Origin of the sequence: Desulfomarina profundi (genome assembly GCF_019703855.1) — a bacterium.
Classification (GTDB): domain Bacteria; phylum Desulfobacterota; class Desulfobulbia; order Desulfobulbales; family Desulfocapsaceae; genus Desulfomarina; species Desulfomarina profundi.
The window spans coordinates 2,196,365-2,208,906 of the sequence record NZ_AP024086.1 but is presented as its reverse complement, the minus strand read 5'-3'; the positions used below and the strand labels follow the sequence as shown (position 1 = coordinate 2,208,906).

The 12,542-nt window shown below is 47.6% G+C and carries 7 protein-coding genes and 1 pseudogene; 4 read left to right on the top strand and 4 right to left on the bottom strand.

Annotation, left to right across the window (positions count from 1 at the left end; translation table 11 throughout):
- Complete coding sequence (locus LO777_RS10115) at positions 1–1,527, bottom strand: B12-binding domain-containing radical SAM protein (RefSeq protein ID WP_228853797.1); 1,527 nt, start codon at positions 1,525–1,527, stop codon at positions 1–3.
- A gap of 601 nt (positions 1,528–2,128) precedes the next feature.
- Between LO777_RS10115 and LO777_RS10110 the strand changes: the two genes are divergently transcribed.
- The 3 genes and pseudogenes from LO777_RS10110 to LO777_RS10095 all read left to right on the top strand — a co-directional run bounded on the left by LO777_RS10110 (position 2,129) and on the right by LO777_RS10095 (position 6,726).
- On the top strand, positions 2,129–3,031 hold the full coding sequence (locus LO777_RS10110; RefSeq protein WP_228853796.1) for a Tim44 domain-containing protein: 903 nt from the start codon (positions 2,129–2,131) through the stop codon (positions 3,029–3,031).
- 108 nt (positions 3,032–3,139) lie between these two features.
- A pseudogene (pdxH, locus tag LO777_RS10105) lies at positions 3,140–3,732 on the top strand (pyridoxamine 5'-phosphate oxidase).
- Positions 3,733–3,849: 117 nt separating this feature from the next.
- Positions 3,850–6,726 (top strand): DUF748 domain-containing protein, encoded by a 2,877-nt coding sequence (locus tag LO777_RS10095; RefSeq protein WP_228853795.1) that lies wholly within the window; start codon positions 3,850–3,852, stop codon positions 6,724–6,726.
- 41 nt (positions 6,727–6,767) lie between these two features.
- Here LO777_RS10095 and LO777_RS10090 read toward each other — a convergent pair whose 3' ends face one another.
- Positions 6,768–7,385, bottom strand: coding sequence for a plasmid pRiA4b ORF-3 family protein (locus tag LO777_RS10090; RefSeq protein WP_228853794.1), 618 nt, complete (start codon positions 7,383–7,385; stop codon positions 6,768–6,770).
- 313 nt (positions 7,386–7,698) lie between these two features.
- On the opposite strand from LO777_RS10090, the gene LO777_RS10085 reads away from it, so the two are divergent.
- The gene (locus LO777_RS10085) at positions 7,699–9,504 is read left to right on the top strand and encodes a hypothetical protein (RefSeq protein WP_228853793.1); all 1,806 of its coding nucleotides are present in this window, start codon (positions 7,699–7,701) and stop codon (positions 9,502–9,504) included.
- A 34-nt stretch (positions 9,505–9,538) separates the two neighbouring features.
- On the opposite strand, the gene LO777_RS10080 is transcribed toward LO777_RS10085, so the two are convergent.
- Both LO777_RS10080 and LO777_RS10075 read right to left on the bottom strand, forming a co-directional pair.
- Positions 9,539–10,975: a GTPase/DUF3482 domain-containing protein gene (locus LO777_RS10080; RefSeq protein WP_228853792.1), complete on the bottom strand. Its 1,437-nt coding sequence runs from the start codon at positions 10,973–10,975 to the stop codon at positions 9,539–9,541.
- Positions 10,972–12,525 carry a DUF2868 domain-containing protein gene (locus LO777_RS10075; protein WP_228853791.1) on the bottom strand — a complete coding sequence of 518 codons (1,554 nt, stop codon included), beginning with the start codon at positions 12,523–12,525 and terminating at the stop codon, positions 10,972–10,974. Before LO777_RS10075 ends, LO777_RS10080 begins: the two co-directional genes overlap by 4 nt.
- Positions 12,526–12,542 lie beyond the last annotated feature (17 nt).

Sequence of the window (12,542 nt, the reverse complement as noted above, 5' to 3'; positions counted from 1 at the left end):
TCACAAAGGCACCTTAGAAAATTTCCGAAAAAAAGGTGCGTGGTTCGAGGTGAAAAACGGAGGTTCCTTTTTTAGAATTTCGGCAATTTCTCTGCACCGTTTAAATTTTGTATCGAGAAACTGACGCACTTCCCGGCGATTCCACCCCTGCGGATGGGTAAAATTTCTGTACAGGGAAAGATCGCCTTCATAGAAATCAGACAGTTCGAGGTGGGCTGTTTCCATACTGCAGACAGGCAGATTGAAAATTGCAAGGTTGAGAAAGGAGATGCATTCCCCATGGGTACTGACAAAAGTTAAAGTATCCTCAGCGCCTGATCGATTCTCCGCAGGAGTACCGAAAAGCAGGTATATGTAAGTGGAGATGCCTGCAATTTTCAGGTTTTCCAGAATCTTTGCTGCCAGATCCAGGTCAATACCCTTCTTCATTTTATCCAGAACTCCCTGGTTCCCTGATTCCAGACCGAGTTTCAGCATGACGCATCCTGCTTCCCTGAGTTTAAAACAGAATTCTTTTTCAGCTAACAGGTTGTCAAAACGGGCAAATCCGTACCAGGATGCATTCGGCGGATTTTCTGCCAATACCTTCAGAGTGGAGGAACTGAGTGCATTGTCAAGAAAATGAATGAGAACAGGGGATGTTTCTTCAACCAGATGTTTCAGGTCGTGGACCGTTGCAGTTGGGGGGATGTGACTGTATGGATTGTTTTCGCTTGTTTCGGGGCAAAAGGTGCATTTTTTCCAGAAACAGCCTCTGGATGTTGTATAGGGCAGGATAAAACCGGGGGAGAGGTAGCCGTGTGTCAGCAGGTCATCGAAAACAGGGCGAACATGACCTGCTGATGGGGATTTGTTCAGCAGTCGCAAAAGCGGCTCCTCTCCTTTTCCGTAGACAAGGGAATCAACCAGGGTACCAAAAGGGTTTTTCCAGCCGGGATTGCTCAGCCATGTGGTTACCAGACCGCCTCCCAGGATGATTTTCGTTTCGGGATATTTTTCCCTTAAATAGCCAATGATGGCAAAGGCGCAAAGGGCCTGACTGAGATAATTAAGGGAAATACCGACGGTTTCGGGATAACGGTGGTCGATCAGTTCGTTCAGTCTCGCACTGAAGTAGGGGAAATAGATATTTTTACTGTAGTAGCGCGCCGCCCTCCGCAGGTCATCACTTTTTAATGGTGAAAGCTCGTGATCCACGTAATTTGTCAGGGATAACTGCAGCCCCAAACGTTTTCCCTCATTTTCCAGCAGACGATTGACATCATAGACGGCCCGGGCATATCTGTCTTTGTTTGAATAAAGAGCAGGTGAGCAGATGTCCCTCAGATTTTTTTCCCTGTTTTTAAGAGCTCGTCGGCTCCAGGTATCATGGGTTGGAGACAGGTTTTCCAGGAGAAAATAGAGTCCTTCGATATTCATATCAATGACCTGGCAGGGAATGTCATGCCGCCTCAGAGTTGCCGCAAGATAAGGGAGGGATGCCGGCGGTTCACACGGTTTTGCCCCCGGAGGGTGGAGAATAAGCATTGATTATGACCTAATCCTGCACTTTGGGAATAAATAAAAAGCATTTATACTGTATAAACAGATAATTATCATATCGCAGTAAGGGTTGTACTATCCACTATCGGAGTGAGATTGTTTTTTCTTTATTCCCTCGCCCTACGGGATTGGCAATTTTATCGAATCTGCCTCGTTATCAAGGGCTTGAAGAATGTTAATACGTCGACGCCCTTGATGCCTCGCATCTCCGAAAAACTTGCCAATTGCAGGATTTAGGTATGAATTAAAACGTTGATGATACATGGTTTCAGCTGCACCTCGCGTCTACTTTGAGAAATTGTCATTTCGCCCGGTTTCTGCGTCAGGGAGAAATAAAAAATGCCTGTATATCAACTATATGTTAAGATTTTTGATTTGACTCTTTCCTGGTTTTGAAAGAAATGTCTGATTTTTCAAGATATCCTTATACCAGACATGAACAGATTTATGCAGGAAAAACTGCAGGATTGAGGTGGTAATTATATGCCGGAGTTCTTACATTCTTCTGCGGGAAAAGTAATTTTTTTTTATCTCCAACCTCATCATCGTGGGACGGAAAATAACATTTTAAATATGGATTGAAATTATGATGACTTTTGTAAAAAAGATGGCTCCGTTTGTTATGCTGATTATTGCCTTCTCCCTGATTGAAGGTGGTATAAACGCCAACTATGCGGATGCCCGCTCCCGAATGGGCGGACGAACCTTCAGAATGGCACCGAGAAAAGCACCAACCCGATCGACCCAGCGTCTGAACAAACAGAGCAACGGGTCGTTTCGCCGCGGTATGGCTGGAGGACTCCTCGGAGGTGCCCTGGGAGGCATGCTGTTCGGTTCAATGTTCGGCATGGGCGGAACGGGAATGGGTATCCTGCCCCTTCTTTTACTGGCCGGTGGCGCATGGTATCTTTTCAGAAGGATGAACAGGCCACGTGAGAACAGTTATTCGACTCGGAGTGGTTTTGGTGGCCAGGGAGGACCAGGTAATTTTTTCGGGGGAGAGTCGGGTACAGCAGCCGGAGTGCCACCTGTTCCGGAGATGGCGGATCCGGTGGCGGAAGGTATTGCCCAGATCAGAGAACATGACAGGTCGTTTGATCCGGATCATTTTCTCGAAATTGCTTCCGATGTTTTCTTCAAGGTACAGGCGGGATGGATGCGGAGAGATCTGGACTCCTACAGACATCTGCTTGGTGAGCAGTTGGCCCGGGAGTATGAGGATCATTTTGCCGAAATGCGACGTAAAGGACATATCAACAAGCTTGAAAGTATAGCTATCAGAAACGTGAAAATTGTGGAAGCGGGCAGTGATGGAATGGAAGATTTTGTGACCGTTCTTTTTTCCGCCAATCTGCTTGATTACACGGTGGATGACAGGAGTGGTGAACTGGTTGAGGGATCCATGACCGAGCCGGTAAAGTTCGAAGAAAAATGGACGTGGGCCAGACCGGTCGGCACAGAAAACTGGAAACTGGAAGGAATTGCCTGATATTCCTGACAGAACGGCAAGACCAGAAATAAGATATATTTTAAAAGATTAAAAGGAGCAGCAGAAGTGGATATAAGTCAGTTTCGTCGCGAGTATCTGAAAGGGGGGATGTCCCGGACAGATCTCGCTAAAGACCCGGTAAAGCAGTTTTCTCTCTGGTTCGACCAGGCCCGGACAACCCATGTTCCGGATCCAACCGCCATGATCCTGGCAACGGTCGGCAGCAATGGGCAACCGAGCCAGAGAACGGTTCTCCTGAAATACTATGATGAGAACGGATTTGTTTTTTTTACAAATTTCGGCAGTAGAAAGGCTGCTGAAATAAAGGATAACAACCGTGTCAGCCTGCTGTTTGTCTGGTTGGAGCTTGAACGGCAGGTTATTATTAACGGTTGCGCGCAAAAAATATCCACCGCCGAATCTGCAAAATATTTTATGACCAGACCAAAGGAGAGCCAGCTGGCCGCCTGGGTGTCCAGCCAGAGCCACAGACTCTCCTCCCGGCAGATTCTGTTACAGAAATTCCAGGAGATGAAGACAAAAATAGGGGAGGGTAAGGTACCCCTTCCGTCCTTCTGGGGGGATACCGGGTTGAACCCACAGAAATTGAATTCTGGCAGGGGCGGAAAAGCCGCCTCCATGACAGGTTCCTCTATACAAAAGAGGATGAGAGTTGGTCGGTAGAACGACTGGCGCCATAACCCGGTAAATCGGCATGGCCGGGCCAAATGGCTCAGCCGCAACAGGCAAATGAATATCCGATTGCAGCTGTACAATGTTCCACACTGCGATTTTAAGATAAATACCAGGTACTCTTTATGACCTCAACAGTCCAGACAGACAGGAAATCGTTTTTGAGAAGAAGGTGGGTTAAAGTGACAGGAGGAGCAGTAATACTGATTTGCCTTTTTTTCCTTCTCCTTCCCTTTGGTGTCAAATACTACCTTATTTCCTGGCTGGAAGAAAATGGAGCGGATTCCGCAAAAATAGAAAGTCTCTGGTTCAATCCGTTTACCGGGCGAGTGACATTAGGAAAGCTGGATGTGCGACGAGGTGGAAAATCTCTTCTTTCCCATTCTGATATTACTCTTGATATTGGTATTCAAGCCCTGTTTCAACGTGATTTCCGTATTGAAAGTGCAAAGTACGAAAACCTTGTTCTTGACCTTGAACAGTATAAGGACGGTCGTTGGCGTTTTGGTTCATATACCGTGGCAGGGGACGAGCGACAGGAGGTTAAGCCGAAAACAGAATTGCCTGACTCAACTTCCTGGGGAGTGCTTGCCGACAGGGTTGTTTTATCAAAATGTCGCCTCAAACTGAAAACGGCTCAGTACAAGGTGGATTTCTTCATTGATCATGCGGAACTGAAAAAATTTACCACCCATACGGGAGAGAGGGCCGGGAAATTTGTTTTAACCGGAAGCTTAAATGGTGCCGGTATTGAAATAAAGCTTGATACCCTGAAGGTGGCACCACAGCTTGAAATCAGTGGGGATGTTCATGTGAAGGAGTTTGATCTTGATAACCTGTCACTCCTGCTCGCTGATGCTCTGCAATCCATTTCCGGTAAGGTGGGAGTGAATGGCAAGCTGCATCTCACTGCCGGTGATGATGTCCTTGTTGATTATGACGGCACAATAACAGTCACTGACCCCGTAGTCGGTAACAGTGCTTTTTCCGTGCAGGGCGGACAACTGAACTGGCGGGGAAAAACGCATTATGCAGGGCCCGCAGAGGGAGATATGGCTGTTGATCTGGACGGGTTACTTGCTTCTGAAAATTTTTCTTTTCAGTTGCCGGATGGAGAGTTCAGGCTGCAGGAGAAAAAAATCGGTATCGAGGGTAAGAGCAAAATCAGGATCGGGGATGATGTCCGGGTTGAAAGTGATGCTTCAATTCACCTCCAGGCTACGGATTGCCTGCTGCCTTCCCTGAAGATATCCAATGACAGTCTGCAGTGGCGGGGCAAGGTTGATTATACTACGGCCGATAGTAATAAAAAACTGCCTGCTGCCTTTGACGGTCAGATTGTTCTTGACGGTTTCTCTCTGTTTGATGGTAAGGGGCAGACACCAATGGTCGCTTTTGAAAATGTTACCATTGATGATCTTGGTGGTTCTGATGGGAGAAAACTGACAATTGGCAGCCTGGCAATGACGGATTTTTCAACATCTGTTCAGGGTGAAATGCCTCTGGATATCAGTGTCGCGGAAGTCAAGCTGCATCAGGTGGAAAATGTGGACTTTAAGTCCCTGAAGGCGGAAGAACTGTCTGTGCTCCAACCTGTTGTTCAATCAACGATCAATGGCCGAACCCTGGTAAAAGCCGGGGAAATACGTGTAACCGGTATCATGGGTGACCTGGAGAAAACCGGTTTTTCAAGCCGGAATATTTTTCTGGACGGCCTTGTTTTTCTTGACGCTGTCAGTTTGGAGAAAGGTAATCTTTCCTCCCCTGCATGGGCGCAGGACAGTGGTGTGAGTGGTGAAACCCTGAGCCTTGAAAATCTTCTTGCAACAATCAATCTTGATAAAAAAGGCGAGCTGAATATAAACCGACAGTTGCAGGCAATGCGTCAAGCTCCTCAGGAAACTGAAGGGAATACAGGAGAAGCTGCAGGTGTCGACAAGAGTGATGAACCATATCCCTTTATACTCGGAAAACTCGAACTGATCGGAAAAAATCGACTGTCATTTACGGATAATACCCTTGCCGTACCGTTTACCAGTGAACTGGTGCTGTCGAAGCTGGAACTGGGCCGCCTTGATTCCACCCGACCAGAACAGAAGACGACTCTGGTGTTGCAGGGAGAGTTTGAAGGACGGGCTCCCCTCAGTGTCAAGGGTGAACTTTTCCCGTTCAAACCCTCTCCTGCACTGGATCTTGATATAGAACTGAAGAATTATCCTTTGACTAAACTGTCGTCCTATACTGTTCAGTCTGTGGGAACGGCTCTGGCCGGCGGTCAGCTGCAATTGAAAACAAAGCTGGGTCTGGCCGATGAGATTCTGAATATGCAGAATGATATCCTTCTGAAAAAGCTGGAAACAGAAAGAATCTCTGAAGAACTGGCCACTGAGCTGGATAATGAACTGCCCATTCCCCTGGATGCAGCTCTTGCCATGCTCCGGGACAGCAAGGATAATATTTCTCTGGATATTCCCATAGAGGGCCCCCTTTCTGATCTTGATGTGGGCATTTCCGATATTCTTGTAACGGCCCTGGGAAAGGCCATTGTTCCCGCCGCGTCCTCGTACCTGGTCTATTCCCTCGGACCGTACGCAGCTCTCGCCTATGTGGGGATGAAGGTCGGGGAAAAAATGATGCAGGTTGAACTGCCACCGGTGAATTTCGAACTGCAGGAAATTACTCTTACTCCTGAGCATGCCGATTACCTGAAAAGAATCGGCCAGATACTCAAGGATCGGCCGAAAACAGATCTGCAGCTCTGTCCGGTTGTCGCCTCCAGGGAATTTCTTTCCCCTGAAGTGATTGCCTCCGAGAAAAAAGAGAGTATCGAGGTGGCAGAACAGGACCGGGAAAAGCTGCTTGCCCTTGGAGAACAGCGGGCAACAGCAGTACAGGATTACCTGGTGAAGACTTTTGGCGTGGAGAAAAGCCGTCTGCTGATCTGTGACACCAAAATAGATACGGGCCGGGAAGCTGTTCCCAAAGTGTTGTTGCAGCTTTGATCAGATCCCTGGCCCGGTCGCGGATTCAGGGATCTGGAAAATCAGGTTAAATCGGCCAGTCGCTGCTTTGCCATTTCCAGATCAAAAAAAGCGGGGTCAAAATGAGCAGTTCCTGAAAGCTCAGACAGTTCTCTGTAGCTGGTATCGGACTGTTTTTCAGCGGCCTCGATCAGAGACTGGTATTCATGGATGTCAGCGACAATTTCCGGTGGACAGGCCTGTTCTCCCGAGAGCAGTACCGGGTATTTAAAATTCTGGTCGGCGGGCATGACTTCTTCCAGTCGAATATCATGCTCCCAGCCTTCCCCGGCGTCATAGAGGTAGGTGAACATGAAACCCATGTCTTCCTCCAGAGTATGGAGCTTGAAATTGCGTTCATCAAAACGTTTGCTTTCTGCAATTCCCGCTGTCCCCAATGTCGGTTCATAGCTGATTTTTCCGATGAGAAACTGGTGAACATGGGAGTCACTCCATCCCATGGCCAGTTGAATGACCCTGTGCAGGGTTGCCAGGGTTATGGAGCCGGGTACGGCTACGCGGCGCCAGATCAGGGGGTCTGAAAACATTATGGAAATTTCAAGTATATAACCGGGAACAGGTTTGTTCTCCTCTTTTTTTTCTTCCTTTTCCGGAAAAACACCGGTTATTACTTTGGCCATCGTATTCCTCCTGCTTTTTATTTTTATGCTCCTCAGGGTCTGCGCTTACCTGAACTCGAACAAAAAATCTCATTTCTAACCCGCATTTTTCATCAGTTCATGAGAAATGCGGGCTAAACAGACACTTTCCAAGTGAAAAGGTGCCGGGATAAACCGGAACCTTTCCTTATCTTTCCTTATCATTGATTATAGGTATCTTTCAGGATCGTGTCCAGTGACAATCTTTTCGGCTGATTGACAATTTTTCACCGTCATTGTACTGTTCTGTTAATTTGATAGGCGATTTTAATGAAATCAAAAGAGGAGCCTTATAATGACAGAATTCAGCGGGAGTAGTTCAGAATCTGAAAAAGATGATGGGTACACAGCTGTTATTTATTTTCATGGCATGGGTTCCCAGAGGCGGTATGAAGAACTGAGCCGACTTGTGGACGCAATTGATAAATTTCTGACCCATTCCGACCGGGATGGAGGGAAGGGTGGGGGAAAAGGGTTACTCCGTGGAATAGTACCAAAACTGGAACCTTTGGTCGGGAGTCGGGAAAAAACAATCGCCTATATTGAAGCGGAATATGATCCCAAAAAAGATGGAGAGTGGGGCGAGAAGAATCCTGTGCGCTTTTACGAAGTTTACTGGGCCCCGGTTATGGCAGGAAATCGCTCGGTTAAGCGAGTACTGAAATGGATGTTCAGTCAGGTTTTGCGTCCATGGCATACTTTTTTTTCACCGTGGCGTGAGCGACAACGGTTACGCAGGGCTGTGCTGATCGATCTGCTGGATGTTCGGGAAAAATGGCCTGATGGCGTTGAGGAGGCAGATTTTGAAAGGCTGGTGAAATTGTACGATGATTTCGAAAAACCGCATATAATCGAACGGTTCCCGGAGGGGACATTCAAGGATTTTATTTCGTTTATTGAAGACGAAAAGGAGGGCGGAAGAGTTCGGAAAGTTCAGTCTGTTGCCCTGGCACGTATGTGGTTGAAGCAATACCAGCTCAGAGAGTTGCTCAATGGCTTCTACCTGCTGACTCTTGCCCTTGCCCTGGTTTTCAGCGCGTTACTGAGTGTTTTCCTGATTTTTCTGTTTTTACAGTTTTTTGCAGGTTTGCCTCTCTTTTCAGGAGATCAGCATCCTCTTTTACATACTTTTATCACCAGGTGGAACCCTTCCTGGAAAACTGCTGCAGGTCTTGCTGTATCATTGTTTTCTTTTCTGGGGTTAAAAGGATTTCTGACTGATTATATGGGTGATGTGGAGTCGTGGGCGACCTACGAGGAAACGGATAAAAAACATGAACAGCGTAACAGGGTTATTGAGCTGGGCACAACTGTTATTAACCATGTTCTGGCACAGGAGGCTTGCAGGCGGGTAGTAATTGTCAGTCACAGCCTGGGAACGACAGTTGCCCATGATACCCTGCTTCATGTCACTCGAAATAACAGAGCCCGGAATTCACATGACCCCATAACCGGGCCGACAGAACTGATTAAAATCAGTCATTTTGTTACTCTGGCAAGTCCCATCGATAAAATCCAGTATTTTTTTGAAAGTTACAAAAGCAGGTATCACCGCTACAAACGGGTTGTGGAAGAGCTGCGTGGAGATATTGGCGAAGTCCCCTTTTCCCGTTTTGGAACGCCCTATATTCACTGGGTTAATTTTTGGGATGAAGGGGACATTATCAGTGGTGCTCTCCAGTCTCCGACCAATCGAAAACGGATCCGACACAGGGTCGATAATGTCCATGTTTCCAGTCTTTATTTTCCTGATCCGGGGGGATCCCATTCCGCTTATTTCAGGAATAAAACGGTTATTCAGTCTCTTTTTGAGATAATTATTCTCGGAAAATATAATTACAGAACAAAAAATCCGGATACCGGGCACCGGGAGAAATGTCGCAGGCATGCCCTGGGACCGGGGGAACCCACCGGGAACGTAAGGAAATATTTTTTTGCCGCATTGCTTTTTCCCTGGTTGGCGTCATCGGGCTGTTTCATGTTTTCCATGGGGTTTGAGAAGGCCGCACTGGTTCTGCTGAGTGGTGCTGCCCTTACAGTCGGTTTTCTTGGTGTAAATTACCTGGCGGGTTTTCTGAGGGGCGTAAAAAACCCTCTGTAGGTTTCATTGTTTTAATCCGCACAGGACATGTGGATCAAGTTTTTGCCAGGCTGGTTTGGCCGTTCCGGCTTTCTCTGGAGATTTCCTCCAGGCTCTCCAGGATGATGATTCTAAACGCTTCTCGCTTTTCGGAATCAGGTTCCCCATTATCCTTGAGTTGCTGGAAAAATCCCTGGCATGTTTTTAACCGGGAGGCGGACCAGTCCTTTGTGTAATTCCTGTTTGTTTCTTCAATGGAAATTGATTCAGGGTAATCACGCCTGCCGTGGGCCCAGTTGATGATGTGCCGGTAGTGCAGCAGGGCTCTGTTGAGGAGGACAAACAGCATTTCAATGTTTTTTGCCGGTCCCACCTGCACAGTCTCTCCGCCAAGGGGAATGCCGAGGATTTCCGCCTGTCCCGAGAGGTTTTCTCCACTGAACATGGCCCCCAGTGCACCGGCCACACCACCGATTGCGGTGAACAATCCCAGGGAATGGCCAAGGGTCGCAATATCCAGTGTTGCCCCCAGGGTGGCTCCTCCCAGTCCTCCTGCAATGATCACCTGTTTCGGTGTCAGGCCCAGGAGCTGCCAGTTTTTTTCATCCAGAATATTTTCCCGCAGCAGGGAGTGGGAAGGGAGCTGATAATTGAAAATATTATGTTTAAAGAGAGCCCGGATCTGTTCCTGGGCTGTCCGTTCCTTTTTTTCAAGCTTTTTTTTGTACCTGGTAAAGAGTTTTTCCCGTACACGTTGTTCATCAGAGCTGGAACCGATGGTACCGGTCAGTTTCAGGGTAAGACAGCCGACCAGAAGGTCGATGATGATATCGGCACTCTGGCTGTTGCGTGCCCTCCATTCGCTTTTGAAGGCGTCGACAACCCGAGAAAGGGGCTCATACCAGTCCTGGTCGATGGATTTCAATGCTTCGAGCAACCGGATACGTTCCGCGTAGGTGGCCCTGTGGGCATTAAAAAGCTGGTTGGAATTAAAGTTTTTCCTGAATTCCATTTTCCAGTCATCCAGAAAATCAAAATTATCGTCCTTGCAGTTGATAATGGCCATGCGGGGTTTACCGGTAAGGCGGAGGATCTCCATTTCCATTTTATCTACATTACGTAAAGGGCGGGAACCGTCAACCACGTATATGATACCTGCTCCACGCTCAACCGGGGTGAGAAGTTCAAGGTCGTCATGAAGTTCGGGGATATTTTCTGCAATTGATCTGAACTCCATGAGAAGCTCACTGCCGTTTTTTTTCAGTTTTTTAAAGTGACTCAGAACACGGGCCGGGTTCTGGAAACCGGGTGTGTCGGTGAAACGGAGGATTTCGTGGCCGTCAATGGAAACCGGAAATGTGCGGCACTCTGTCGTTTCTCCGGGGGTGGAACTGATCCGAACGGAATCGTCTTCAGCCAGGGTGGAGAGAACCGAGGATTTTCCTTCGTTCGGATGGCCGAGAATGGCAAATTCAGGAACGGTTGTTTTCATTTTTCTTTCTCCGGAGTGAGGGCGAGGAGCTGGAGAAAGGGATCGCCCAGGGCGTTGATTTTTTTATGCCATATGGCATACTCATTTTCGGTTACGGGGGAAAATGCAGTACCTGAGGGACGGCCGACAAGACCTACAGTTATAATTGTCTCCCGGGGTAATGATTTTCGTAATTCTTGAAGATAGGTGAGGAAATCGGTCAGGGGAACCATCCAACCCTCCACGAGGAGAAAGAGTCCCGTTTGACTGTCCCGGTTTTTCTCACTCAGTTCCTGCACTATTTTCAGGTCCGTATCATAATCCGCCATAAAAACTGTGGTCCGTCGTGGAGTAAATCCGTGCTTTCTCAAAAGGTTTTGTATTTTCGTTTCAGGAAAAAGCGGTGCTATATCATCGGCCACCAGAACTGTCTGGGGATATGTACGGCTGTTGTCCGATGGCGCGGAACTGACAAGTCCATGATTTTCTTCCTCGAGTTTTTTCCGTTCGGGCCCGGCCTGGGTGGAAAAGAGCGGTGTGGTCATTCTCTGTACGGTTCTCTGGCTGGCTGCAGACCGCCACGGGTTCCTGTTGAGAACTCTTTTTTCCATGATTTTCCCGGCAAGATAACAGAGCAGTCTGAAAAACAGACCATAAAAAAGCAGACAGAAGATAAGAAAAGGCCACCAGGAAACCAGGTTTTCAGTTGCCAGCATGTAGATCCCCTCTTTCAGGAGAATCCGGCTGCCTTCAATCTGTTCAAGAGAAGGGTATGCAAGGGAAGGCGGAACAAACCATGACCAGGGAAGGGCGAGGAGACTGATGAGTTTATGGAGCGATGCCGCGCTGAACTGTAGAGTGGACTGCCAGCCGAAGGCCAGATCGTTTGTACTGATCTTCAGCAGGGTGGCGGCAAGAAGGCCGCTGTTAAAAGACAGGGCGAAGATCTGGGCCAGGTTGAAAAAGATCCAGTAGAACAGCGAACCGTACAGTTTACCCTGGGAGGTGACAATGCCCAGAGCATGACTGAAACTCAAGCGTTTTTTGCCTGGAAGATGGCGACTCCACTGTCTGGCAAGGAGATCTGCTCCTTTTTTCAGCAGACGACCAAAAAAGAATCGATAAAATGAAGGTGCTCCTTTTTTACTGCGGATTTTTCTGATAAACAGCGAGCTTATAAGAAAACAGGTGAGCAGGATCTGGGAAAAGACGAAAACAAGGAGAAATTGAAAAACATTGATCGGTGTCGTACCGGAATAATGAAAGAAAGAAAGACCGGCCCCCATACCTGATACAACACCAGCAATAATAATGAGAGTGCGGGCAAGAATGTGGGCATCAGAGAATAATCTTCCGGGACTTCTATTTGTTTCGTCAGGAAATTCATCTGCTGTTCTTTTTCTCAGCCACGTTTTTATGATTTGATCATCTGTCAGGGAGGAATCATCTTTAAATGCCTCTCTGTATATTTCCCTGTCTCTTTGGTGGAGTTTATCCGGTTCCGCATCTGCATCCCTGTTTTGAAAATATGCGAGATCTATGATGTCCTTGTAATTCCAACGCAGTTTCATGAATCAAGTATACCTGA

Coding starts and splice junctions, on each gene's coding strand:
- LO777_RS10115 (WP_228853797.1), bottom strand. CDS start 1,527: ATGCTTATTCTCCACCCTCCGGGGGCAAAACCGTGTGAACCGCCGGCA.
- LO777_RS10085 (WP_228853793.1), top strand. CDS start 7,699: ATGACAGAATTCAGCGGGAGTAGTTCAGAATCTGAAAAAGATGATGGG.
- LO777_RS10075 (WP_228853791.1), bottom strand. CDS start 12,525: ATGAAACTGCGTTGGAATTACAAGGACATCATAGATCTCGCATATTTT.
- LO777_RS10080 (WP_228853792.1), bottom strand. CDS start 10,975: ATGAAAACAACCGTTCCTGAATTTGCCATTCTCGGCCATCCGAACGAA.
- LO777_RS10090 (WP_228853794.1), bottom strand. CDS start 7,385: ATGGCCAAAGTAATAACCGGTGTTTTTCCGGAAAAGGAAGAAAAAAAA.
- LO777_RS10095 (WP_228853795.1), top strand. CDS start 3,850: ATGACCTCAACAGTCCAGACAGACAGGAAATCGTTTTTGAGAAGAAGG.
- LO777_RS10110 (WP_228853796.1), top strand. CDS start 2,129: ATGATGACTTTTGTAAAAAAGATGGCTCCGTTTGTTATGCTGATTATT.